This is a genomic window from Desulfonatronovibrio magnus (assembly GCF_000934755.1).
Classification (GTDB): domain Bacteria; phylum Desulfobacterota; class Desulfovibrionia; order Desulfovibrionales; family Desulfonatronovibrionaceae; genus Desulfonatronovibrio; species Desulfonatronovibrio magnus.
This window is the reverse complement of the sequence record NZ_JYNP01000070.1, coordinates 1-23,180: the sequence shown is the minus strand read 5'-3', so window position 1 is coordinate 23,180 and position 23,180 is coordinate 1. Positions and strand designations below refer to the sequence as shown.

At 46.0% G+C, this 23,180-nt stretch carries 20 protein-coding genes and 2 pseudogenes; 13 read left to right on the top strand and 9 right to left on the bottom strand.

Annotated elements, in window-relative coordinates:
• From LZ23_RS08490 to LZ23_RS08480, 3 genes are all read right to left on the bottom strand, one after another.
• Window positions 1–572 (bottom strand): PLP-dependent aminotransferase family protein (locus LZ23_RS08490; RefSeq protein ID WP_492207392.1); only part of this gene is annotated, 572 nt, incomplete at its 3' end.
• 234 nt (window positions 573–806) lie between these two features.
• Window positions 807–2,237, bottom strand: a complete 1,431-nt coding sequence (locus LZ23_RS08485) for a carbon starvation CstA family protein (protein WP_045213289.1) — start codon at window positions 2,235–2,237, stop codon at window positions 807–809.
• A gap of 502 nt (window positions 2,238–2,739) precedes the next feature.
• Complete coding sequence (locus LZ23_RS08480) at window positions 2,740–3,849, bottom strand: GGDEF domain-containing protein (RefSeq protein ID WP_084590964.1); 1,110 nt, start codon at window positions 3,847–3,849, stop codon at window positions 2,740–2,742.
• A gap of 160 nt (window positions 3,850–4,009) precedes the next feature.
• On the opposite strand from LZ23_RS08480, the gene LZ23_RS08475 reads away from it, so the two are divergent.
• Both LZ23_RS08475 and LZ23_RS08470 read left to right on the top strand, forming a co-directional pair.
• The gene (locus tag LZ23_RS08475) at window positions 4,010–4,447 is read left to right on the top strand and encodes a type II toxin-antitoxin system RelE/ParE family toxin (protein ID WP_332308270.1); all 438 of its coding nucleotides are present in this window, start codon (window positions 4,010–4,012) and stop codon (window positions 4,445–4,447) included.
• A 3-nt stretch (window positions 4,448–4,450) separates the two neighbouring features.
• Window positions 4,451–4,786, top strand: a complete 336-nt coding sequence (locus LZ23_RS08470; protein ID WP_045213286.1) for an addiction module antidote protein — start codon at window positions 4,451–4,453, stop codon at window positions 4,784–4,786.
• A gap of 373 nt (window positions 4,787–5,159) precedes the next feature.
• Here the strand turns inward: LZ23_RS08470 and LZ23_RS08465 are convergent, their stop codons facing one another.
• The gene (locus LZ23_RS08465; RefSeq protein WP_045213284.1) at window positions 5,160–5,621 is read right to left on the bottom strand and encodes a type II toxin-antitoxin system YhaV family toxin; all 462 of its coding nucleotides are present in this window, start codon (window positions 5,619–5,621) and stop codon (window positions 5,160–5,162) included.
• A complete protein-coding gene (locus LZ23_RS08460; protein WP_045213282.1) occupies window positions 5,621–5,935 on the bottom strand; it encodes a type II toxin-antitoxin system PrlF family antitoxin in 315 nt (104 codons plus the stop codon). Before LZ23_RS08460 ends, LZ23_RS08465 begins: the two co-directional genes overlap by 1 nt.
• Before the next feature lie 741 nt (window positions 5,936–6,676).
• Between LZ23_RS08460 and LZ23_RS22485 the strand changes: the two genes are divergently transcribed.
• The 6 genes and pseudogenes from LZ23_RS22485 (at window position 6,677) to LZ23_RS22480 (ending at window position 13,069) form a co-directional block, all read left to right on the top strand.
• Entirely contained in the window at window positions 6,677–7,123 is a 447-nt protein-coding gene (locus LZ23_RS22485; protein ID WP_052507247.1) for an Lcl C-terminal domain-containing protein, read from the top strand.
• Window positions 7,124–7,539: 416 nt separating this feature from the next.
• Entirely contained in the window at window positions 7,540–7,818 is a 279-nt protein-coding gene (locus tag LZ23_RS08450; protein ID WP_045213280.1) for a type II toxin-antitoxin system RelE/ParE family toxin, read from the top strand.
• Window positions 7,819–7,828: 10 nt separating this feature from the next.
• The gene (locus LZ23_RS08445) at window positions 7,829–8,116 is read left to right on the top strand and encodes a HigA family addiction module antitoxin (protein WP_045213278.1); all 288 of its coding nucleotides are present in this window, start codon (window positions 7,829–7,831) and stop codon (window positions 8,114–8,116) included.
• A gap of 260 nt (window positions 8,117–8,376) precedes the next feature.
• Window positions 8,377–10,182: pseudogene (locus LZ23_RS08440) on the top strand (PAS domain-containing protein); the annotation flags it as partial.
• Window positions 10,183–10,197: 15 nt separating this feature from the next.
• The gene (locus LZ23_RS08435; RefSeq protein WP_332308271.1) at window positions 10,198–11,118 is read left to right on the top strand and encodes an ATP-binding protein; all 921 of its coding nucleotides are present in this window, start codon (window positions 10,198–10,200) and stop codon (window positions 11,116–11,118) included.
• Window positions 11,119–11,188: 70 nt separating this feature from the next.
• Window positions 11,189–13,069, top strand: coding sequence for a GAF domain-containing sensor histidine kinase (locus LZ23_RS22480; protein ID WP_052507245.1), 1,881 nt, complete (start codon window positions 11,189–11,191; stop codon window positions 13,067–13,069).
• 12 nt (window positions 13,070–13,081) lie between these two features.
• Here LZ23_RS22480 and LZ23_RS08425 read toward each other — a convergent pair whose 3' ends face one another.
• Window positions 13,082–13,282, bottom strand: a complete 201-nt coding sequence (locus LZ23_RS08425) for a hypothetical protein (protein ID WP_157493145.1) — start codon at window positions 13,280–13,282, stop codon at window positions 13,082–13,084.
• Window positions 13,283–13,821: 539 nt separating this feature from the next.
• Between LZ23_RS08425 and LZ23_RS08420 the strand changes: the two genes are divergently transcribed.
• Window positions 13,822–14,244, top strand: a complete 423-nt coding sequence (locus tag LZ23_RS08420) for a hypothetical protein (protein WP_045213269.1) — start codon at window positions 13,822–13,824, stop codon at window positions 14,242–14,244.
• 188 nt (window positions 14,245–14,432) lie between these two features.
• Here the strand turns inward: LZ23_RS08420 and LZ23_RS08415 are convergent, their stop codons facing one another.
• The gene (locus LZ23_RS08415; protein WP_045213268.1) at window positions 14,433–14,732 is read right to left on the bottom strand and encodes a serine hydrolase domain-containing protein; all 300 of its coding nucleotides are present in this window, start codon (window positions 14,730–14,732) and stop codon (window positions 14,433–14,435) included.
• A 377-nt stretch (window positions 14,733–15,109) separates the two neighbouring features.
• Window positions 15,110–18,505, bottom strand: a complete 3,396-nt coding sequence (locus LZ23_RS08410; RefSeq protein WP_045213267.1) for an autotransporter domain-containing protein — start codon at window positions 18,503–18,505, stop codon at window positions 15,110–15,112.
• Between the two features lie 1,058 nt (window positions 18,506–19,563).
• Here LZ23_RS08410 and LZ23_RS22475 point away from each other — a divergent pair.
• Both LZ23_RS22475 and LZ23_RS23965 read left to right on the top strand, forming a co-directional pair.
• Entirely contained in the window at window positions 19,564–19,896 is a 333-nt protein-coding gene (locus tag LZ23_RS22475) for a pentapeptide repeat-containing protein (protein ID WP_052507244.1), read from the top strand.
• A 79-nt stretch (window positions 19,897–19,975) separates the two neighbouring features.
• Window positions 19,976–20,389 (top strand): hypothetical protein, encoded by a 414-nt coding sequence (locus LZ23_RS23965; protein ID WP_157493144.1) that lies wholly within the window; start codon window positions 19,976–19,978, stop codon window positions 20,387–20,389.
• A 308-nt stretch (window positions 20,390–20,697) separates the two neighbouring features.
• Here LZ23_RS23965 and LZ23_RS22470 read toward each other — a convergent pair whose 3' ends face one another.
• Window positions 20,698–21,300 carry an XRE family transcriptional regulator gene (locus tag LZ23_RS22470; protein ID WP_052507243.1) on the bottom strand — a complete coding sequence of 201 codons (603 nt, stop codon included), beginning with the start codon at window positions 21,298–21,300 and terminating at the stop codon, window positions 20,698–20,700.
• A gap of 440 nt (window positions 21,301–21,740) precedes the next feature.
• On the opposite strand from LZ23_RS22470, the gene LZ23_RS08380 reads away from it, so the two are divergent.
• Together LZ23_RS08380 and LZ23_RS24980 are read left to right on the top strand one after the other, a co-directional pair.
• Window positions 21,741–22,841 carry a hypothetical protein gene (locus tag LZ23_RS08380; RefSeq protein WP_157493142.1) on the top strand — a complete coding sequence of 367 codons (1,101 nt, stop codon included), beginning with the start codon at window positions 21,741–21,743 and terminating at the stop codon, window positions 22,839–22,841.
• A 149-nt stretch (window positions 22,842–22,990) separates the two neighbouring features.
• Window positions 22,991–23,180 (top strand): annotated as a pseudogene (locus LZ23_RS24980) (hypothetical protein); the annotation flags it as partial.

Below are 23,180 nucleotides of genomic sequence, written 5' to 3'. Positions count from 1 at the left end.
AATTCTGCAAGGTCCATGCGGCCCATGGGGTCGGCCTTGATCAGACGCAGTTCCATACCCTGAACGTCGGCCAGCTTCTTGATGGAATAATGGGCCTCCTCTGAGACGTAAACGATGGGCGGCAGATCGGACTGAGCCTGCAAAACCTTCTTGCCGAAATACATGCCGTGGCTGTTGCCGTCGGTCCCGCTGGCGGTGACAAAACCCCAATAGTCCTTGTCGAACCCGAACCTGGGGGCAAAGTAGTCGATGACATCCCTTTCAAAGGGATGGCTGTTCAAGAGCAGGGAGCTGGGCTTGTAAGGATCGCCCACATTGTTCATGGCAGCCTCGTAGAGCCCGCTTTGCTTGTACCACTCGTAAAACCCGGCCAGTTCCGTATCCTGATTGATGGGATAGCCGATGAAATGCGGTCGGCTTTGCAGCATTTCCGCTGTATAGGAATTCAGCCAGTCCATGGCTTTTTGGTGGTCGGTGTTCTGGGCCAGGGCCGGGATGGATAGAAAAAAGGTTAAGATCAGGATGATCACGGTCAGGCCGGGGCGACACAACGGGCAAAATGATTTGTTCATGGGAGTTCCTCCTGGAAAACACTGGTTAAATTCGGCAGGTTGTGTGGTTACTTAAGGACTCATAGCACCAAAGCACATCATTGACTTCAGCGGACGCATTATACACAGGCGATACAGTTTAGCTCTTTGCTGCAAATTTAAGGAATCCGTATCTCATGCGTCTGCACTTTCAATAAATTTGACAGGATCAACGGTTCAAAAAAATCCCTACGAAAAATAATCAGACGCTGGTTTTCATGATTCTCCCTTTGGTTTATTGAAGGTTGATTTGGTTAACGGCTTCACCCGCAGCAGAACGGCCATGGCCAGGGCCGCAGCGGCCACGCCGGCCGGATTGGAGAGGCCCGGAGAAAGATTAAACCCGATGGATGCCTGGAGAATAAAGGAGACGGTCACCGCGGTCATGAACAGGGCCGGGAGCGTGGCGATCCAGTGAAATTTACCGTTTTGGCGCAGATAGATCGCAGCGGACCAGAGGACCAGCATGGCCAGGGTCTGGTTGCTCCAGCCGAAATAGCGCCAGATGAGGTTGAAATCCTGGGTGCTGACGAGAAAGGCCAGGATGAACAGCGGCACTGCCAGAAGCAGTCTTTTGGCGGCTCTGGTCTGGGGGAGGCTGAAGGTTTCCGCCAGGATCAGGCGGCTGGATCGAAAGGCCGTGTCCCCGGATGTGATGGGCAGGATGATCACCCCCAGGATGGCCAGAAATCCGCCCACCGGGCCAAGCAGTGTCTGGCAGACCTGGTACACCACCAGGGAGGGCGTGCCGCTTTGAATGACCTGAAACAAAGCGTCAGGCCCATAAAACAGAGTCATCCCGGCAGCGGCCCAGACCAGGGCGATAATCCCTTCGGCGATCATGGCGCCGTAGAACACCAGGCGACCTCTGGATTCATTGCGGATGCAGCGGGCCATGAGGGGGGACTGGGTGGAATGAAAGCCGCTGATGGCTCCGCAGGACAGGGTGATGAACAGCAGGGGCCAGATGGGCAGGCCTTGCGGGTGCGTGTTCACTGTTACGTCCAGGTTCGGCAGGACCGGGGCATCACCCAGGGCCATGCCCACAAGCACGCCCAGGCTCATGAACAGCAAGAGCGCGCCGAAAAATGGGTACAAACGGCCGATAAGCTTGTCGATGGGCAGAATGGTGGCCAGGAAGTAGTATCCGAAGATGCAGGCCACCATAAACTGGACGTTCAGGCCGGTAAGATTGCCCAGAAGCTGTGCCGGACTGAGGACAAACACCACGCCCACGAGCAGCAGCAGCAACAGGGAAAAGAATCGCATCACCCAGCGGGCGTGCAGGCCCAGGAAGGTGCCCACCACGTCCGGAATGGACGCGCCCCTGTTGCGTACCGAAAGCATCCCGCTGAAATAATCGTGCACAGCGCCCGCGAAAATCGCCCCCACCACGATCCAGACCAGAGCCACCGGGCCGTAAAGCGCGCCCAGGATCGGCCCGAAGACCGGCCCGACCCCGGCGATGTCCAAAAGCTGGATGAAAAAGACTTTCCATGTGGGCATGGAGGCGTAGTCCACCCCGTCGGACATGGTGGAACACGGCGTGGGGCGGCTCGGGTCCGGGCCGAATATCCGCTCAACCACCTTGCCGTAGGAGAAGTAACCCAGGATGAGCAGGCCAATGCACAAAAAAAGTATAATCACGTTTTATACCTAAAAAAATTGAAATAAGGTGAGGTGGTAAGTATTCGCCTTCGGCCGCCCTGGCAAAAAAACGGGGCATCAGCGACAACCCCGTAGCAACAGCCCCTCAAAAGCAAACAATTTTATTATTTACTGCTCATTCCGGCATGTCAACGGAAAATAAAATATCGATTTTTATAATTTTTGATGGCGTGTATCTATTCACCATATATTATGATCAGCACTGAATCTAAGGCCAGTCCCCGGTTCATGTTTCGCCATTGATGCGATGTTTGACCGTCGCAGGTTCCTTTCAGGCAAACCATATACATTAAAAACTGCCGATTTTTTCCAAAATATGCAAGATTTCCAATCCAGTACAACATGCCCAGCTAATGGTTTGCCTTAGGGAACCGCGACAGGGAGTTCGTATCAACAGAAACATGAACCGGGGACTGGCCCCTGGCTATGGTGAATAGTTACGATGGCGTTATTGCAATTCCTCTCCCGAGCCGCCTCCATGTTATGTTCCCATTGCCCGGCAGCCGCCCTGGCGTTTAGCTGCGTACAGAGCCTGGTCCGCAGCCTCCAGCAGATCCTCTGGTCTGGCCATGGACGACCGGGCCTGGGCAAACCCGATGCTTACCGGACCCTCCCAGATCACCATCCCCTGGTCATTGCAATACTTCTTGTCCGCGGTCAGGATTTTTTCGGCTACAAGAGCGGCATCCTCTTGAGGACATTGGGGACAGATCACCAGAAACTCATCCCCGCCAAGTCGGCAGACAGTGTCGTCATTACGCACAGCTTCCTGTAGAGATTTTGCCAGCGACCGCAAAAGATCATCCCCGACGGCATGTCCATGTGTGTCATTGACCTGCTTGAATTTGTCCGCATCCAGCAAAAGGACGGAAAAATTGAAACCCTGATCACATGCCTCGGTCCAGAGATTGTCCAGTAAGGATATGGCAAAACGCCGGTTAGGCAAACCGGTAAGTTCGTCGTGTACGGCTAAGGCCTCCAACTGGCGATTGGCCTGCTTCAACTCAGCCGTGCGCTGTTCAACAAGCTGCTCTAAATTGTTGTTGAGCTGGCGTAGTTCCAGATTGCGCTGTGAAACCGTCTTGAACAGTCCTTTGAGAGCGGTAAGCAACGGCTCTGTCCCGGTTTGTGTCTGGTCAGCATCAGTCTGATAGGCCTGTTCCGCGTCCTGACCGTCCTGCACGGCTCGAACCTGTCTGGCCATGCCCTGATCAACGCCAAGAATGTGGTAGGCCAGCCATTCCACCAGGTATCCCAGCATCTGTTCAGCCTCGTGTGGTGAAAGGCTTTCAGCCCGTGACGCCAGGGATTTGGCTTCCTCGACAAAATCTTTGTGCAGGTTTTGATGGTATTTGATATAGGCCGGAAACAGGCCTGCTGATTTCATCATGGCTTCTTCATCTCTGAAATGGATGCGGGTGTATTCGAGTATGGACATGGCGGACTCTTTGAGCTTTTCAGGATCAAAATGATCTTTTGACATGGCTGCTTCGCCAACATCGTTGATAAGCTCTACAAGCCTTTTATGTTCTATATCCACCATGGATATGCCCACCAGAAAGGATTCATTCCAATTGAACATCGTTGTCATGATTACTCCTTAGCAACCAGAATTGTTGAACTTAACTTTAGACTGCTTCTAAAAATGCTGCCACAAACTGAATTATTCATTATCTCTGCTCTTACTCATCCTTCCTGCCCTAAAATTTTTCCCTTTGTCCACCATTAAATATCATATCAGAATTACGATTATGCATGAGCATTATCAGGCAACAGGGCATGGCGCTTTGATTCTGACAGCTTTTTTCCTTTGTAATCCCGACCAAAAAATGGTTACTTGCCCGGTGATAACCACAGTTGACATATTTCTGCTCGTTAACTATAGTTCACATGTGATAGAAGTCCGCAAAACAGCAACATTCACAAAATGGTTCAAGTCCCTTAAGGACCAGAGGGCAAAAGCCCGCATTCAGGTCAGGATCGACAGGATTGAAATGGGCCACTTTGGTGATGCTGAACCGGTAGGCGAAGGCGTAAGTGAATTACGCATCTTCTACGGACCTGGCTACAGGGTCTATTTTGTTCAGAAAGGTGCTGTTGTGGTGATACTTTTATCGGGTGGCGAAAAAAGCTCTCAGCAAGCTGATATCGACAAAGCCAAAGAAATTGCCGGACAATTGGAGGTTTAGGTTATGGCCATTAAAACTACTCGCTGGGATTCAGCAGAGTATCTTAAAACAGACAAAGATATTGAACTGTATCTTGAGGCATGTATCGAGGAGGCAGGTGACGATCCCGCATTCATCGTTCACGCGCTGGGTGTCATTGCGCGCGCCAGGAATATGAGTCAGCTTGCAAGGGACACCGGACTGACCCGCGAAGGTTTGTACAAAGCACTGTCTCCTGAGGGAAATCCCACATTTGCTACTGTGGCAAAGGTGGCCAAAGCACTGGGATTGCAGATTACGGTGCAAACCTCACATAAAGAACCTTTTAAACATCAAGCTCAGGTGATCAACTCTTCATGAGAGTGAGTATTAGCCTGGCTTTTTTACTTGTAATCCCCACCTAAAAATGGATATTTGACCGGAATTTGATAAAACAAGGCTTTTCTGATCATACCCAGGGAACAGGGTGGGGGCAGGCCATTGGCTAATTGAGAATAATGAAATGATGGTTAAAGAAAACAACTTGCCGTACAGAGGGAAAAAGTCATGACGGCCCTGCGGCTATTTTCCAGCAGGTTCGATTCCGTGCCGGCAGCCACATCCTGGTATTTGGCGGACCTTGGCGAGGCACGGTGCAAACAGGAATTGTTTTCCCGCTATTGAAAAAGGTCCTAACTGAAGTTAAGAATTTGATAAAAATCTAATTCCACACGAAACGCCAAAGAACCAGTAGTCATATTCTTTCTATCTTATACTCGGAGTCGGATTCATCCAAAAGTTGATCCCAATCATCCGGCGGATTACCCTGGTGCAGCATTTTCCTGAAAACAGTGTACGGATCTTTTTTTCCTTTTGCCTGGCGCAGGGTTTTCTGGTCATTGACCCAGGCATAGATGATGATTTTTGAAGCAGAGTCGTAGCGAAAGAAGAGGCGAAAGCGCCTGCCTATCCTGGCCCTGCACCAGTACCTGTGGTCTTCTCCCCAAGTGTTGCCCTGGCGGTACCCAGGATGACCAGGATCGACAGGTATGATCCTTAACATCAGCCTTGAGAGTGCATGAAACAGCTTGACGTTTGCATTAGCCGGCCAGTCTTCAGGGTCAGAAGATCTGGCGCGGTGGCAAGCTGTAGAAAGGCGTTTCAGCTGTTGGACCAGGCAGTCATGAAAGAGCAGTGTCCAGCCCTGGGTCTGCATTACAGGTCCACATCTCCGGAGATTTCCTGCTCATGGCCCTGATTGTGTTCAAGGGCCATAACCAGGCTTTTGGCAAGGTCGTCCGGGAGAGCTGAAACATGGCGACCGCGTGCTATATCCTGTTCCAGCAGACTCAGGAAAGAGGCTACAGCAGGATCATTATGCTCATCTTCCCCTTTGATCACGATTTCATTGCCACGGAGGGTGAAGGCCAATCTGGACCCTGTACCAAGGTTCAAAGCCTGACGGATGGCTTTGGGCAGGGTGACTTGGCCCTTGGAAGTCATGGTGGCCATTTCTCTAATTGTCGTCATGCTTATTGCTCCTGTTTTTCAAGAAGTAAGGATTGCTCCTTACCCTGTCAATCATAAATATTCTTTTTTAGCTGAAGCGGTCCCCATATCTTGGACAAAAAACGGTTTAAGTGAAGGTACGAACATACGGCTATGTCTATGGCATAGTCCAGTTCGATTGTTTTCAAGGCTGCCAAAAGAATGCTTGTTCATTAAGGCAGGGTTGAACTTCTCTCAGAGCAATGCACGTAGTCTTGACCCCATGTATCATCAACCAGGCCAGTCAAGACATCCTGACCAAAGCTACTACAGCGGCCTTCACCACCGGCCTGAGCTCATAAATATTCTTGCTATTACTTTCCTATGCTGCTTATTCACGGACTCAGGCAGAAACTCCCTCCACTGATTTCGTAACTCGAATTTCCTGAACTGCAACAAACCCAGTGCCAACTACTGCCAACCAAGTTGGCGCACACTTTGAGGCCAGATCAAGAAGTTTTTTTGTTGTCAGTTGTTATTACAGACTTTTTTATTATGGCATGTATAGTGCTTATAACCAGGAAGGCTTGACAATATTTTTTGTAACTATTCACCACATACGGAATATGGCTATTCAACGGCACTGGATTCCGGCTTTCGCCGGAATGACGGAAAAGATCAACAACCTTCTTTAACCGTCACCCCGGACCAGATCCGGGGTCCAGGTCTTCTTGATGGAACATGGTGAATAGTTACCTATTTTTTTTACTTAAGGAGGAAAACATGGGGAAGGTAGTACAACAAAAGTGGTTTGTAATTGTGGCAATGGCGGTTATGCTCTGCCTGGCCGGGCTGGTCATATCAGGCACGGCCTTTGCCCAACAGTGCGTAGACAACGGGGATGGAACAGTGACTGATAACAGTGCAGGGCTGATGTGGCAGAAGGCTTCGGGTGATCGAATGAACTGGTATGCGGCCATGAGCTATGCCTCCGGCCTTTCATTTGCTGGGCATTCCGACTGGAGGTTGCCGAGCAGAGATCGACTACAAGAGCTGTTCTATTCTCCCTGTCAACGTATGATTGAATTGGCCTTCCCGGCCTACTGGTCGTCTACTACCCTCGCCGACAATACAAACTCCGCGTGGCGCGTCCACCTCAAAAACGGCAGCGTGGCCGGCGTCAATAAGTCCGGTACCTACCATGTACGCGCCGTACGTTCGGTACAGTGATGGATGATTTGGTACTTCGGTGATTTGGCCCTTTGGCAGGATGGGGTTGTCGCTGGGGCAATCCCATCCCGCCAAGACGGGTTAGCCTTCTTGTGCGTCAGGCAAGGGTTGTCAGGCTGGTATGCAGAGACATCTTGAGAAGGATGTTGTGAGCAGGCAGAGAGTTTAAAGACTGCCTGAATCATATCCGCTCTGGGTTCCATAGGCGAGTGCAAGCTAGTGAACAATCCGGCTATGCCTGTGCAGTAGTTCTTTCCGATTATTCTGGAGACTGCCGAAATAAAGCTTGATAATTTCAAGAGGCTTAAACTTCTGTCAGAACATGCACGTAGTCTTGATCCGATCATGTCATTTTCTCCTAACGCCGGAAGGATCTGCATGTTGACACCCGATACGTTACAGGGTGCATTTAGGTCATGATTGGAAGCTTCGGACACAAAGGTTTGGCCAAATTCTACAAATCCGGAAGCACCGCAGGGATTCAGGCCGCTCATACAAAGAGGCTTCGGCTTATTCTCGGTCGGCTAAATGCAGCGACAGATCCCAAAGATATGGACCTGCCAGGTCTTGGGTTGCACAAAATCTCCGGGAATCGCGACGGCATTTGGCCAGTGAAGGTCAGTGGTAACTGGCGAGTGACGTTTTTGTTTGAGAACGGAGATGCCGAAATAGTAGATTACGAAGATTACCATTAAGGAGTCATTTATGTTGATGTACAATCCTCCCCACCCAGGTGAAGTATTGCGCGAGCTTTGTTTGGAGCCACTTGGCCTTACGGTTACGGCGGCGGCTGAAGCGCTGGGAGTAAGCCGTAAAACTTTGAGTGCTGTGCTGAATGGTAAGGCTGGTATTAGTCCCGAGATGGCTATACGTCTTTCCATTGCCTTTAATACCTCTGCGGAAAGTTGGCTGAACCAGCAGTCCCAATATGAACTCTGGCATGCTGAACAGCATCGTAAAAAGCTCAGGGTTAAGAAACTTGTCGCCGCCTAAAACATAACCAATTATTTTTGAGGACTGCCAAAATAAGGCTTGATAATTCAGGCAGGCTTAAACTTCTCTCAAAAGATGCACGTAGGCTTGCATAGTGACTTTTCCTCGTTATTGAAAAAAATCTTCATTTCAAGCTAACAATATTGCTTTCAGTGGCAAATTAATTTACCCACTAATTTACCCGTAAAGATACTCGATAAAAACAAGTCCTTGGTATTTATTCTCTTTCTTCGTTATTCAAATTTTCTCTGGAGCTTATCATGCCCCGACCTTCCAAGAAGAAAAAACAGCCAGCCTCAACCAACTTTTCTGACCCACATGATACCCTGATGGATGCCCCCATCGGCATCTTCACCTCAACGCCTGAGGGGCGATTTTTATCAGCCAATCCAGCCATGGCTCAGATGTTCGGCTATGATTCCCCAGAAAAACTGATTGAGTCGATCACTGATATCGCCAGTCAAGTCTATGCTAATCCATCTGACAGGAAAGACTATATGAGGCACATGGAGAAAGAAGGTAAACTGGTTAACCGTGAATACCGCTTTCGTCGCCGTAACGGACAATTTTTTTGGATTTTAGCAAATGCTCGTGCAATACGAGATCATGAGAACAATGTAATTGCGTATCAGGGCTTTTATCAGGACATTACTGCCCGAAAGATTGCAGAAGATCATCTTCAAAATATATTAGAAGCTACCAATGATGGCATTTGGGACTACAATCTGGTCAGCGGCGAATTTCAATGCTCGGAACGCTTTTCTGAAATGCTTGGTTATGAGCAAAATGAAATAAATAATTACGGTTGTTTTTGTGCTGAGAACATTCATCCTGATGATCAAAAAAGCTTTCAGCAGGCTTTTGAAGACTATGTGAATGGCCGTAAGTCTTCCTATGAACTTGAATTTCGTCTTAAAAACAAAAATGGAAATTATCAATGGATATACACCCGCGGGCGGGCTTTGCAACGTGACTCTTCAGGCAAGGTATTGCGTGTGGTGGGTGCGCATACGGACATCCATAAGCGTAAGAAGGCTGAACAGGAAAAAATAGCTCTGGCGGCATTTGTAGAAAACAGCAAGGACATCATTGTAGTCAAGGACTTGGATTGCAGGGTTATTGCGACAAATATGGCCTTTGTACGTGCTGCTGGTCGGGGTTCAGTATCAGAAATGATTGGTAAAAATGATGCAGAGATCTTTCGTGTTCCCTCAGACTCTGAACCAGTCAATTCTTATAGACAAGACGATTTAAAAACTATGCAGTTAAAGCATGGAGAAATTATTACCCGAGAGGAACCCGTAATTTTTCCAGATGGTGTAAAGCGCACTTTTTTTACTAAAAAATTCCCTATTGCAGATTCAAATGCCAAAACTTTTGCCATTGGGATCATTTCATCTGATATTACTGAATTTAAACAGGCGCAGTTAGCCCTGATTCAGGCTAAAGATCAGGCTGAAGAAAGCGAAAGAAAATACCGACTAATTGGAGAAAATACATCAGATGGAATTGTTGTATTTAATTCTGATTATCAAATCAGCTATGCTTCCCCTGCCTATATAAATCAGGTAGGCTACAATTTTGAAGAGCTCCTTGCTCTAAAACCAAAAGATATTTATGATTCAATGCACCCTGAGGATAGGCATATATTTCTATAAATTTACAAGGCAATCGGAGAGAAAAAACAAGAATTAATTTATTCTTATCGAATAAAACATAAACAAGGTCATTATATTTGGCGAGAAGATAATGCCAAATTTAATTATGATTCCAATAAGAACTATTTAGGTGCATATGTAATTTGCAGGGATATAACTGCAAGAAAATTACAAGAACAAGACCTAATATTAGCAAAGGAACAGGCCGAAGCAGCCAACCTGGCCAAGTCAGAATTTCTGGCCAATATGAGCCATGAGATACGCACTCCGCTGAATGGTATTATGGGCATGATGCATCTTCTTTCAACAACAGGCCTGAGTCCGGAACAGGATAAATTTGTTCATCTGGGCGGTATTTCAGCCAAAAGACTTACCCAGCTTCTATCCGATATTCTTGACCTTTCCAGCATTGATGCCGGCAAGATGGTAATCCGAAAAAAAGAATTCAGTTTGCATGATATATGTTCTTCAATAAAAGACCTGTTTATGATTCCTGCCAGAGAAAAGGGAATAGACTTTGAGTGTTCTCTTGATTCTTCCCTTCCGGCAAAAATCATCAGTGACGACACAAGGGTGCATCAGGTTCTTTTCAACCTGGTGGGCAATGCTGTAAAATTTACTGACAGCGGCAGTGTCAGCTTGAGTATCTCTCCAGCATCTCGGACTGCTACAGATAGTGTACGTGTTATGTTTTCCATAACTGATACCGGCAGCGGCATCCCAGAAGACAAACTTGATGTTTTGTTCCAGCCTTTTTCTCAGGCAGACGGTTCCATGACCAGGAACTATCAGGGCGCGGGTCTCGGCCTGGTCATAGTTCAACGTCTGATTGGAATGATGGGCGGCAATATAGCCGTGGAAAGCGAACCAAGTCACGGGACGACCGTACATGTGGTTCTGCCCTTCAAGATGCCGGAAAAAAAGATCTCTCAGCCTGTGCAGGAAACACGGCGGTCATCCAGAAAAACAGGCAGCCTGAGTATCCTCCTGGCTGAAGATGATCCGCTGAACCAGGTATTTATCAAAAGAATGCTGGAAAAAGACGGACAAACAGTGACCCTGGCCAAGAACGGCAAGGAAGCTGTGGATATGCTTCAGGAAAAGGATTTTGACTGTATCCTTATGGATATTCAGATGCCGGTCATGACCGGGGTGGAGGCAACAAAGGCAATCCGGGGGTCAACTTCCATAGGTGCAAAGAAAGATATTCCAATAATCGCTGTAACCGCTCATACTCAACCCGGTGACAGGGAAAATTTTCTGGAAGCAGGGATGGATGATTACATAGGCAAGCCGGTCAGTCTTGAGGACTTTCAGAAAATTTTTTCAAAATTTTTTCCGTAAGCGACAATGTCTAATATTCTGAAAATTGTTGCTACCTTAATAATCATATTTTTTCGAACAGGAAATAGCAATGAGTAGTGACGTTCAAGGCATAAATAAATCATTGAGGGATAAGGCTGAAGATCGCCTGGAACAAGACGGCATCAAAATGGACAACCTTTCAAACCTTGAGGTTCAGGCGCTGATTCAGGATTTGCGAGTCCACCAGATTGAGCTGGAACTGCAAAACCAAGAGCTACGCAATACCCAGAATCAATTGGAATCCGCCAGAGACCGTTTCGCCAGGCTATTTAATGACGCTCCAGTGGGCTACCTGATCATTGATGAGAAAGGAATAATAGCCCAATCCAACCAGACTTTCGCATCCATGGTCGGCCAGGAACCCTATAATTTGACCGGTAAGCCTCTGGCCGAATTGATGTCTCCAGGGGATCGCCCTATCTTTTATAGCCGGTTCAAGGCCTTTTTTAAAAACCCCGCAGGCAAGCAACTGGAATTGGGTTTGCAGGGCAAGTCCAGCAAATTACCGGTAAGGTGCGTCGGGCGGCGTGAAAGTGTCCTTCATGTGCAGCCGGAAAACCAATCTCACCAGCATCTTTTGCTCATTATCAACGACTTCAGAGAGCAGGATCTTGCAGAGCGTCGACAGCGGCTCATGGCCAAGATTCTCGGCATCCTCAATGACTCGCAAAAACTGGACGATGGGATCAGTCGAATCCTGGAGAGCATCCAGGAGGAAACAGGTGTTCACGCTTGCGGTATTCGTCTGCGGAAAGGAAATGACTTCCCATATTATGTCCATCATGGCTTTTCCAAGGAATTCTTGCAAGCTGAGAACACCTTGCAGACTCGGGACGCCCATGGGGATGTGTGCAGGAACCCTGATGGCAAACCTGCCCTGGAATGTACTTGCGGTCTGGTTCTGACAGGACAAACTGATCCGTCAAACCCGCTTTTCACGCCCAATGGCAGTTGCTGGACCAGCGATTCATTTCCTCTGTTAGACCTGCCGGAAAGTCAAGACCCCAGGCACCATCCCAGGAACACATGCATTCACCATGGCTATCAATCCGTGGCGCTCATCCCGGTCCGGGCGAACCAGGAGATCGTCGGTCTTATCCAGCTCAATGATCATCGCAAGGGCTTTTTTGACCGAAAACTGATCAACTTTCTCGAGGAGGTCAGCAGCAGCATCGGCTTGGCCCTGATGCGTCTTCAAGATACCCAGATGATCAAGGAGAGCGAGGAACAACTGAAAATTCTCTTGACCGAAAAGGACAAGCTCTTTTCCATCATTGCTCACGATTTGAAATCACCTATGGCCGGTCTCGTGTCTTCTACAGAGATGCTGGCCCATCAACAGGATATTTTTTCCCAGGAAGACATCCGCCTTCTTGCGACAGAACTGCATAAAAATGCCAGGAATACCTTCGCGCTTCTGGAAGATTTGCTGCAATGGGCGCGCATCAGTCAGGGGGGGATGGATTTTAGTCCTAAAAAATGCAGCCTTTATGAACTGGTCAGATCAAGTCTGTATACAGCTCAGGATGTGGCCGGGAGAAAGGATATTGCCATAAAGTGCGAAATCCCCCAGGACCTTACAGTGCTGGTTGACCAGCCCATGATCAATACTGTTATTCGCAATGTAATCTTCAATGCAGTCAAGTTTACTCCTCAAGGCGGCAATATATCTGTAACCGCCAGGAAGTCAGGATCAGATGTTAAAGTCTATGTCCAGGATGATGGAATAGGCATGGATGAAGCCATAATGTCAAAAATCTTTTCTGTAGATAAAAGCAAAAGACAGTATGGAACAGACGGTGAAAGAGGAACCGGCTTGGGGCTAATCCTGTGCAAGGAGTTTGTAGAGAAACATGGTGGTAAAATTTGGGTGGAAAGTGAACCGGGCAAGGGCACAAAGGTTTGTTTTACATTACCCGCTGGATCGTAACCATCTTAAGATTCATTGTTTGTAATGAAAATAATTGAATAATGAACCGGAATTGTAGCTCTGAGATACAGGATCAGTAAGAATGGAACACCACAACATAACCCAACTGACAACATAACGGCTATCGACATGGAATAGTCCTGTCCAATTATCCTGAAGACTGGCAAAAGAAAACTTGACAATCCAGGCAGGCATAGAGATCTCTCCGATCATGCACGCACACCGATTGAGGGGGGACCGGGGAAATATTGTACGTTATAAGTTAGGTAAAGTTCAATTCGGGCAGTCAGGCAGGTGTCATAAAAACAATTTCTATGACACAGTAAGTCAACATATCCCCGGCAGCGCAGCGAGAGGTAGAGCTTTCCCTCGCGACATAACCCAACTCTATAAGGCCGGTTTTTATCAGCCAATCCCACAATGGTTCGAATGTTCGGCTACAATTCGCCGGAAGGATTGAGGCTTTCTTTTAGGACACTGGACAGCTAAGATTTAGTTTTGAAACCGAAGTCATTATCCTTGAATGTCAAATAGGTAGACCGTCAAGAAATCTTTGCGTATAAAAAAATGGAAGCAGCTTTCAACGGGCGTTTAAGCTGATTTACATCACCCTAAACAGGGTGAAACCTCTGTTTAATAAGGGCTTTTTCAACACGTTGTTAACCGGACAAGCCGGATGCAGGCTGAATGATATTTTGCAGTCGTTTCTGTTTATCAATCCTGGCTGATCCACAGTCTTTTCGGAGAAAAAAATGCTCGAACTGGTCAGGGTATCAGTCTGTCCCAATCCTGAGATGATTGTAGTGGTTAATGCAGGGCTGGAGGCTTTATGTTCCCATATCCGCTTTCCCGAGGATAAATCCAGACGTCTTCAACTGGCAACCGAAGAGATTTTTCTTTACGCCCTTAGTACCATTCGTAAAGCTGATTTAAGATCAATTGTGACCATCCGTTTCAGAGGCCATGCTGATGGTTTTCAGATAGTTGTCGAGTATGTAGGCCCCAGAGGCGCCCTGGACAGCTACCTGAAACCAGGTCAGCTGCAGTCCCTTAGGGTCAATGACTTTGATGGGGTCGGATTATGTCTTGCCGCTAACGTGCTGGACTATCTTAAGGCTACCTACTGGACTGCGGAAGGCATTAACAGCTATCTGCTTTCCCAGAATTCTCGATAAACACGAAGAATGCATTTAATATTTTGTTGATCATATTACCAAAAAATGTGTCCAGATTTCCTTGCTTCTGTATTTGGGGTCCCAATTCTGATTATGCTGGTATTTTGCCCCGGAACAACTTCTGCTCAGGAACATCTTGAGACGTCATGTTTTCCTGAAATAATGGGGCAAGCGGAAATGTCCGACCGCTAAAAATCGCCTCCGTACAAAATTTCCACGAAGCGGGCGAAAAGCTGGTCAGGGATCGTGTCCTCAAGCTGCGAATTGAAGGAGATGATCACGGTGCAAATCTTTTCCGGACTGTGATACATGGATGTCGTGAATCCAGGCAGCGATCCATTGTGTCCGTAGAAGGTGCTTCGCTTCAAAATGCCAAGGCCATAAGCGATGTTTTCGTCAAAATGGACGATATGTTCGCTGAACCGCGTGGTCTGGATGTCTTCCGGAAGCAGTCCTCCGCCAACCATGGCCTCGACATATTTTTGCAACTCAAGGGGCTGTTGACAGAGTTATTCCATGACCCAAAGCCCTGCGATGTTTCTCTATCCAGAGCGTGAAGTTGCCACAGACTTGAGGTTACGGTGAATGATTCGGAACTCGTGCGGCTGATGGCTGGAACAACATGAGATTGCTGCTATTGACCTTCTATAGTCTCTTACCCTAAAGACTGGCAAAAGAAAGCTTGACGATTCAAGTTGCGGCTTAAACTTCTCTCTGAGCATGCACGCAGTCTGCTAAACAAAAAAATGCTATTATTTGCCAAAATTTGTTATACATTATGCAAGGGTAAGAACTCTTTCTACCTCTCTGGTTGCGGTAAGAACCCACAACTGCAAGCTCATTAATATTCCAGCTCTTATAGTCTTTAAAACCTGATCTTGAGCTGGGCAGACATTTTCTGCTCTGATCCATGATTATTTTCCATAAAAGTGTACTCATAATCCACTGCTCCGAAAATCCTTTCAGAAAACCGGGCATTAAGGCCAAGCCCCAGAATTGCAGAGTTCTCTGGAATTTTTCTGGCTTTGGCTTTGAATGTCAGATTACTATTCTTAAAGCCGGCTTTAATGTCTGAAGGTTCAGTAATAAATTCCCTGACCCAGTGCATCCTGAACTCTGGGATTAACATGGCTTTTTTCAGTTTAAGCTCTCTGGAAAGGCTTATTCCCAGGCGCGATTGAAGGGACTGGGAGTCGCGAGAGTCAATATCTAAGCTCAAGTCTCCCCCTCTGGATTCAGAATATGAGTCTTCATGTAGCAATGCATAATTTATATTCAATCCAGGTCTTAGTGCCCACTTGTCTTTTCCAAATACATATCCGGCATTGGTAGAAGCTGAATAAACTTTGGCCGAATGACTGCTTTTGGTTTTTCGGTTCAAAAAAGCTATGGAACGATGAGTTTCAATATCCATTATCCCTGCGCCAATTGATGTATTCCAGTATGGACCTTTTCCATGCTCCAGATTGTTCCATTTTGAATAAAGATAGGCCTGATAAGATCTTACTGTTGATGAACCTGAACCTCCCCGCTGATTCAGATCCTGATTAGCAATTGCTCCGGCAATCCCAAAGCTAAAATTACCGTCCAGATTATAATCAATTCCCAATATTAGCCCTTTCATCCTGTCTCTGAACTCAGGAATGGAATTGGCCGACTTCATCCCAACACTGGATCCCATATAGGTTACCCAGGAAGACAGAGAATAAGGCTTTGTATTATTGGGATTACTGAGTTTCCTGCCGGGCAAAAGCGACGGCTCTAAGCTGCCATGAAGCTCAGCCTGAGTGCGTTGAGCGCCCTGCAAAGCAGCATGTCCGGCAGCTGCATTCATTCCCGGATACATATCCTTAAAAGCACCCTGCAGTTGAGGAAGCTGCATGCTGTCCATGAGATTAAGCACCTGGGCCATATCTCCTGCTGCTGAAGGCCTGATCTGATCCAGGGTGGAGGCCATACTGTTCTGTGATGAGCTTGAGGTCAAAGAGGCATAACTGTTGCGGGTGATATCCATTGAAAGATTGCTGGCAATATTATTTATACCAATATTAAATACAGCCGGTGATTGATAGGAAGCAAAAGAACCATTAATGGATCCGGCATCAAAAAACGAATAAGATTTTCCCTTTACGTAACCAAGGGGGATCATCTTCAGAGTCCCATCCAAATTCGCCGTACCACTGACTATCAATTTGTCAGAACTGTTATTGTCAAATTCAATTTCAAGGACGGAATTTTTGCCTTGTGTATAATCTCCTGTGATATTTATGGTTCCAATGGAGTTACCTGGAGAGACAAAGCCTGATTTGTTATCAACATTGCCTGTAAACAACCCGTTGCCCATAAGAAAACTGCCATGTTCAAGGATTGTGTCTCCTACTACAGTACCGTTATTCACTACCTTTGAATCTGAAAGCACCAGGGCCCAGGCTTCGCCGCTCGTACTTTCAGCCTTTATTATGCCAGTGGAATGGTTGATCAGATTCCCATGTACCAGTTCTACTCCATAAGCATCCCCCAGATCGTTCTTTGCGCTGATTGTCCCTGTATTTTCCAGGTTCTGGATACCGGTTAGAGATACCCCTGTGGCTGTACTGCCCATATCTTCCGCCTCAGCAATAATACTGCCTGAATTATGCATACTTTCTATAACATTAGAAGCTATCCCTGTGGCTCTGCCTGAATCAGTCGTGGCTTTTATCTCTCCCATATTTTCCAGGAACTCTAAGGAATAAAGATTCGCTGCCACCCCGTAAGCCTGAGCTGAATCTGAGCGAGCAAGGATTGAGCCTGTAGTATCGTTATGTAAAGTTCCTCCAGAAATAAAAACTCCCAGGGAATTACCATCCTGGGTAAAGGACTCTATGCTGCCTGTATTTTCAATGTGGACCTCATTGTAGGCCATAATGCCTGTGGAGTATCCACTGGCTTCAGCTTTAATGGAACCGTGATTTTTAATTAAAGGCACATTAGATGAAAACAGCCCATAAGCCCATCCGTCAGCTCCAGTAGCCTTTGAGGTGATACTCCCTGTATTCTCAATGTCAGCCTTATCATCAAAACCAAACATGCGTATTCCATATGCTGTAGCCCTGGAATCATCTCCGCTGTGGGCGCCTACCTCTATTGATCCAGAATTATGAACATTATTTCCCTGCAGGACAATTCCATATGCTGTAGCCTGACCTTCATCAGCAATTGATCCGGCAAGAACGCTGCCATTATTTTCTATAAAACTTTTGTCTCCGGCCCACAAAAACATGCCATGCACATAGGGATGACCATCAGCCACATGGGCTTCAGCCTTAATTTCAGCATTATTGATGAAATAAGCATTATTGCCGCCCCATTCATACAAACCTCTGGATACCGGCTGCACTCCAGAGGTATCTACACCCGCGTGTATATCATTGTTGTTCACTATCTGATGGTCTTCTCCATCCCAGGGTTCATAATGCAGATAGACCGCTTCCAAGGCGACCCGTGCAGACTGATATTCAATGCGCATATAACCGTCTTCTCCCCAGTTTTCTCCCCAGGAATTTCTAAGTATCCAGACACCTTCTTCATCATCCCAGCCTACTAAGGCAATGGCATGATTTACGCTCGAATAAAATTCAAGAGGTGCATCAGCACTCCTGATTTCATCTGAATAAATACCCTGCTCATAAGCCTGAAAATCATCATCAACCAGCACAGCCGCATCCACAGCACCAAATTTCATTATGGCTCTTTTAATGGTTTCAATGTCATTGGCCGGCAGACGATGCCATCCGGCAAATTTCACTCTGGGATAATCCCAATAATATTCAAGCTCATAATTTTGATCAAAGTTGTAGGCTGTCATGATTTCAGTTGTATAGGGAAAGATATGACTTTCAATAATACCATAATCCACCAGAGCCTGCATTTCATCATAATCGTAATTTCCTCCAGCCCCAAAATCACCTGTGGGAAAACCTGCATACTTCTGTCCCAGGCTCCAGATAATAAATGACTCGGAAAATGAAACGGTATTGTCGTTGTACAGACCTTTTGCCCGGTTATATGTACTTTCTGCGGCTGCTGTGGCCCCAAACGCATAGCATGTTCCATAAGGGGCCTGATTCTTGACAGGGCCGATATAATCTCTTCCATCAACATCACGCAGGTCAAATTTTGCTGGAAGAGGTCCTGAAAGGGCAGCATTTGCAGGATCCAGAAATTGGATAAAAAAAAGAGTTAAGATAAAGGAAATGATAACGATAATACTGCGTTTCATAGGATTACCTTAGATAGATTTTTAACGATACATATTATAAATTCAAAAAAACAGCATATATATGATATATCAAGCAGGATGGGCAATGATCCGAAGGCAATGAAATTTCAGCCTGTTAAATATTTTCGGATGCCAACGGTCCCTTTGTCTGGCTGTCCGGCCGAAATCATCGCACCCTTATCAGCAAAATCAGGGGAGATGCTAATTGCAAAAATTTTTAGCGTACTCCAGAGCGGCATGACGGCCAGGGAAGTTCTTTTTGCCGTCAGGACCTTCAACGACTACAGTATTGTCTTTGCTTGTAATTTTCATCGGGTATCCTGTGGACACTGAGAGGTAGTAAACGAAGAAGCCCATATCTGGGGTGCCCCATAACCACCGCGTTGGCATTGGGCGCCAAGCTTGTGCGGAAAATTGTCAAGGCTTTCGGCCTGGACGGCGGGTACAGAAAAAGAGAAGAAGGACATAAGGGCAAAAACAATAACGAGTCTACGCATGAAAAACTCCTTTGTTCATGGGCTGGACGCCCTGTGGAAGGGAATGAAAAATTTGGATAACTGTGTATCTCCAAAACGAAAAAGAATCAAATCCTAAATTGATTGCAAAAATTCAACATCAAACGTCGAGGAATCAACTATTTTGAGGACTGGCAAAAGTAAGCCTGACGATTACATAAGGCTTAAACTCCTCTCAAAACATGGACGTAGTCTTGACCACCATGTATCCTCAACCAGGCCGGTCACCCTACCCAAAAACAACATCTGCTATCATCTCCACTCCGGCCACCATGAACATCTTGAAAAATCTCTCCAAAGCTGGTTAATATTCACGCAAGGGCATAATTCTGTTCACGCTCTTGCAGTTCAATGCCCTGAGCATCCCACAAGTCCCAGTGCCAACTATTGCCAACCAAGTTGGCGCAAACTTAAGACCCAGCTTAGCTTGAATTTGCAACACGTTGATATTAAATAGATTTATTGTCCGGCATAGATAGTGCTGAATCTTAGAAAGAACCGCACCTGGTTGAAAAACATTATATTTCAGTAAGGAGGAACGTGATGAACAGGATTATCTTTTTGTCCATCTGCATTTTTTTATTCACCGCTCCGGCCGTTGCGCAGCAGGTCATCGACAACTGCACACTCCAACCGTATACAAGGTGTCCAGGAGTAAACTTTAATGGTGCCAATCTATCGGGAGTAAATCTGCAGGGAGCTTACCTCAAAAATGCTGACCTGCGAAACGCCAACCTGCGCGGCGCCAATTTCATCGACGCCTACCTGTCTGGCGCCAAGATGGAAGGAGCGGACCTGGGCGGGGCTGATTTCAGCAAGGCCATCTGGCGAGATGGACGGGTATGCGCTTTTGGGTCCATTGGTCAATGTAACTAATTGCTTGATTGAATGGCTTTGGAGCTTTGGTAATTCCGTTTGGATTATTTGACCCTCTAAACCTTCAAGGAGATTGAAAATGAGAAAACTGTTCCTGACAGCCTCCCTGGCCCTGTCCCTGTTGTTCACGGCAACCCCCAACCTTCATGCCGCCCAGGGTACCTACATCGACTGTATCCACGGCTGTCCCGACCTGATCGTCTGCACCAACTGCTGCAATCAGGTTTTCAGCTCCGCTCTGAGCAGATGCAATGCCAACCGGGATCAATGTGAAGCCCTGTGCCCTCCGGGCAACATGGATTGCTTAGATGAGTGCGTGATTGCCAGATCTGGTTGTCTTATGCAAGAAAGGCGGAATTTCGACTGCCCGCACTGGGGAAAAAATGGCCGTAATCTGGGTATCGGCAGCGGAGCTGGCGTCTCCGTCTTTAGCACTGCAAAGCCTTTGTCCTCTCGCTCTGAGTGCATGTTTTGTCATGAAGATGATCGGTAAATCATTTGGCCCTGAGCAGGCTGGGGTTGTCGCTGAGGCAGTCCCATCACGCGAATGCGGGCGGAGCTTTTTATGCATCAGGCAGGTATGGTGAGTCTTCATGAGAAGGATATTTTGAGCAGGCAGTGTGTTTAAGGGCTGCCTGGATCATATCCGTCCTGGGTTCCATGGGTGAGTGCAAGTGAACAATCCGGCTATTAGTCTTCACACCTGAAAGCAGAAATATCTACAAAGACTATCAAAAATATTGAACACCTCAATTCATTCTTATCACCTAAGTATGTATCGGTATGGGGCGCTTGGTTGATTTAGGTTTTATAATATCTTAGCCCACCCACCACTTTTCCAATTATTATTTCATCATTTTTTCTGAGCCTCGGATATTCGGGATTTTCTGCCACAAAAAATTCATCTCCATTACTTGTCCGCCCAAGCTTACGGACACTTACAACGCCGGAATTGTCCAAAAAAACCACAATATTACTGGGCTCGGGCATATCTTGACTAATCATTAACATGTCCCCAGGTTCAATTGTTGGCCGCATTCCTAATTCTTTTGTGATCAGCAAAAATATTTTTTCAGCTTCCTGCACCTGTGGAATTTTGGCCCAACTGTCGCTTGTCATCTCCTGAAATTTGCCTGCTATGATGTCGGATTCTGAAAATACAGGATAAGCATCCTCGATATTTTTATGCTTATCTTCAGATTTCCCAAGTAGGAGGTACTCTACACTGACGTCAAATTTGGACGCTATTTTGCTGATGAGTCCAGCGTCAGGAACTGAATGATTATTCTCTATTCTGTTTATTGTAGCCACGGAAACATTAAGCATATTTCCAAATTCTGCCTGCGATATTCCCGCAAGTTGTCTTGTCTTTTTAATTCTATATCCCCAGTTATCATCACTCATTTTTGCCTCCTTCTTATCAAATCAGTCTATTTTGATAGCTTGTAGATATCAAGATAGAAGTTTGTGGGTCATTTTTGATAAAATTGCTCTTGACAAAACATCAGCATTGATGTGTAAATAAATCATTCTTGATGTGAAAAAGATTTAGTGCGTCAAGAATGTAAAGCTAAATTTTAAAAGAAGGAGAATTAGCTGTGAGACATGAAGTGCTTAAAAACTTAAAGAGGATTGAGTCTGACCTAAATGCTGGTTTAATCAATGGAAAGGATCTGCTGTGTAATAACAGCCTGAGCAGGAAAAAACTTTTAATGTTTTTGCCGCCGTGTTCGCTAAGTTCCATTCTGTCCAATCCGGACACGTATAGAGTTTTTTAAAAAATAAAATTTTTGTGTGAAGGAAGTTCAGAGTACGGGGAAGATCTTAATTTATTGCACCAACGCTTGATTGATGAGTTAAAGCAGGAAATAAAACGCAGTAAATTGAAAAACACAGGTGACCTGCACCGCAGAAATCCTAAGCTATATGAGAAAATAAGAAAAACTCATGTTCAGGGCGCAATCTACTATCATGCTGAATTTGGAAACAAGAAAAGAAGCTACATGCACTGGCCAGACAGCTGGATAATAAAAGAGGTAGGCAATTACAGCTGCATGACAGACTTGAAATATAAAAATTGTACACTGCACAGAGAGGTGAAGGGTCGGATGCTTGAAAATGAGATCATGCTTTCGTGGCCGCACTTTTGTTTGAACTGGAAAGTTGGCATTAGCGGCTTGCCATATCGTTCGTATGGTGAGCTTGTAGTCGGTAACTGGCTTACACATGAAAAATTTCTGCATAATTATGATTTTCCTATACTTTGTAACAACAAAGGCAGGTCACGAAGGGCTGATTTTTACCTTCCAAGTGAGAAGCTTATACTTGAGATTGAGCAATCTCGTCACTCTGGACAAAAGCGCGGAAGTCGTAGGTTAGCTTATGAAAAAAGAAGTGAAAAAAAATATAAAGAGTATCGAGCAAGCGGGTATGATTTTCTTTGTATTGACAGTGATAAGTACTATGATAGCGGCGATTTTAAAGCCATGAATTTCTGCAGAGATATAAGAGCAATGTTTATGGAAAAGAGGATAGAGCTACCCAAAATTCCAGACCCAAGGGTTTTGCTGAGAACAATAAATAACGAAGATAAAAAATACTTGATTAAAGCTTCAGACGAGGAGGTCCTGAATTATTTATCTATAAAGTTGAAAATCAATGGCATAGCTGAACTTCAAAACAAGCATAGTCCTGTAAATAAGTTGCTCTCTGCGCGAAAGGATGGAGGCTATCAAGTTAGAGAAAAAATGAAAAAAAGATCAATTGATAGGCGCAGTCAAAAAAATATTATACATCATCGAAGAAAACGTAATGAGTATGCGCACATTGATATAGCTATGGATATTGTGAAGGAAAATGGGATTAGTACGCAAAAGGAATGGTTTGAGTGGTCAAAGAATAATAGAGTTCTTATGGGGTCGGACCTAATCAAGATATTGATTTAATTGTATAAATATCCTCTATAGAGTCTATAATTGGCCTTAGAACGCCCATTTCGATACTCAAAAACCAGTTGTAAGCAAATATGCCCAGAGCCAACAGATTTTTTTGCCTGATCATGTATGGCATACCCCGGTGAAATAGTAATACCCCGATGAAATCCAGAAGAGCTGGACTGCTGGCGCAGTATTTCATGGGGCAAGGATTTCACTGGGTAAATTACCCATTGATGCCACAAAACAAGTCAGGGATGTACGCACTGAAAGAACCTGTATCGGCTTACAATGATGTTTTTGAGGGTAAAATGGGGCTTCTAAGCTCCGAAAATAAGCTGTTTTGGGACA

Excerpts from the sequence above, each read along its gene's own strand:
- LZ23_RS08480 (WP_084590964.1), bottom strand. The coding sequence starts at position 3,849 with ATGACAACGATGTTCAATTGGAATGAATCCTTTCTGGTGGGCATATCC.
- LZ23_RS08475 (WP_332308270.1), top strand. The coding sequence starts at position 4,010 with ATGCATGAGCATTATCAGGCAACAGGGCATGGCGCTTTGATTCTGACA.
- LZ23_RS08470 (WP_045213286.1), top strand. The coding sequence starts at position 4,451 with ATGGCCATTAAAACTACTCGCTGGGATTCAGCAGAGTATCTTAAAACA.
- LZ23_RS08465 (WP_045213284.1), bottom strand. The coding sequence starts at position 5,621 with ATGCAGACCCAGGGCTGGACACTGCTCTTTCATGACTGCCTGGTCCAA.
- LZ23_RS08460 (WP_045213282.1), bottom strand. The coding sequence starts at position 5,935 with ATGACGACAATTAGAGAAATGGCCACCATGACTTCCAAGGGCCAAGTC.
- LZ23_RS22485 (WP_052507247.1), top strand. The coding sequence starts at position 6,677 with ATGGGGAAGGTAGTACAACAAAAGTGGTTTGTAATTGTGGCAATGGCG.
- LZ23_RS08450 (WP_045213280.1), top strand. The coding sequence starts at position 7,540 with ATGATTGGAAGCTTCGGACACAAAGGTTTGGCCAAATTCTACAAATCC.
- LZ23_RS08445 (WP_045213278.1), top strand. The coding sequence starts at position 7,829 with ATGTTGATGTACAATCCTCCCCACCCAGGTGAAGTATTGCGCGAGCTT.
- LZ23_RS08435 (WP_332308271.1), top strand. The coding sequence starts at position 10,198 with ATGGTAATCCGAAAAAAAGAATTCAGTTTGCATGATATATGTTCTTCA.
- LZ23_RS22480 (WP_052507245.1), top strand. The coding sequence starts at position 11,189 with ATGAGTAGTGACGTTCAAGGCATAAATAAATCATTGAGGGATAAGGCT.
- LZ23_RS08425 (WP_157493145.1), bottom strand. The coding sequence starts at position 13,282 with ATGATCGGAGAGATCTCTATGCCTGCCTGGATTGTCAAGTTTTCTTTT.
- LZ23_RS08420 (WP_045213269.1), top strand. The coding sequence starts at position 13,822 with ATGCTCGAACTGGTCAGGGTATCAGTCTGTCCCAATCCTGAGATGATT.
- LZ23_RS08410 (WP_045213267.1), bottom strand. The coding sequence starts at position 18,505 with ATGAAACGCAGTATTATCGTTATCATTTCCTTTATCTTAACTCTTTTT.
- LZ23_RS22475 (WP_052507244.1), top strand. The coding sequence starts at position 19,564 with ATGAACAGGATTATCTTTTTGTCCATCTGCATTTTTTTATTCACCGCT.
- LZ23_RS23965 (WP_157493144.1), top strand. The coding sequence starts at position 19,976 with ATGAGAAAACTGTTCCTGACAGCCTCCCTGGCCCTGTCCCTGTTGTTC.
- LZ23_RS22470 (WP_052507243.1), bottom strand. The coding sequence starts at position 21,300 with ATGAGTGATGATAACTGGGGATATAGAATTAAAAAGACAAGACAACTT.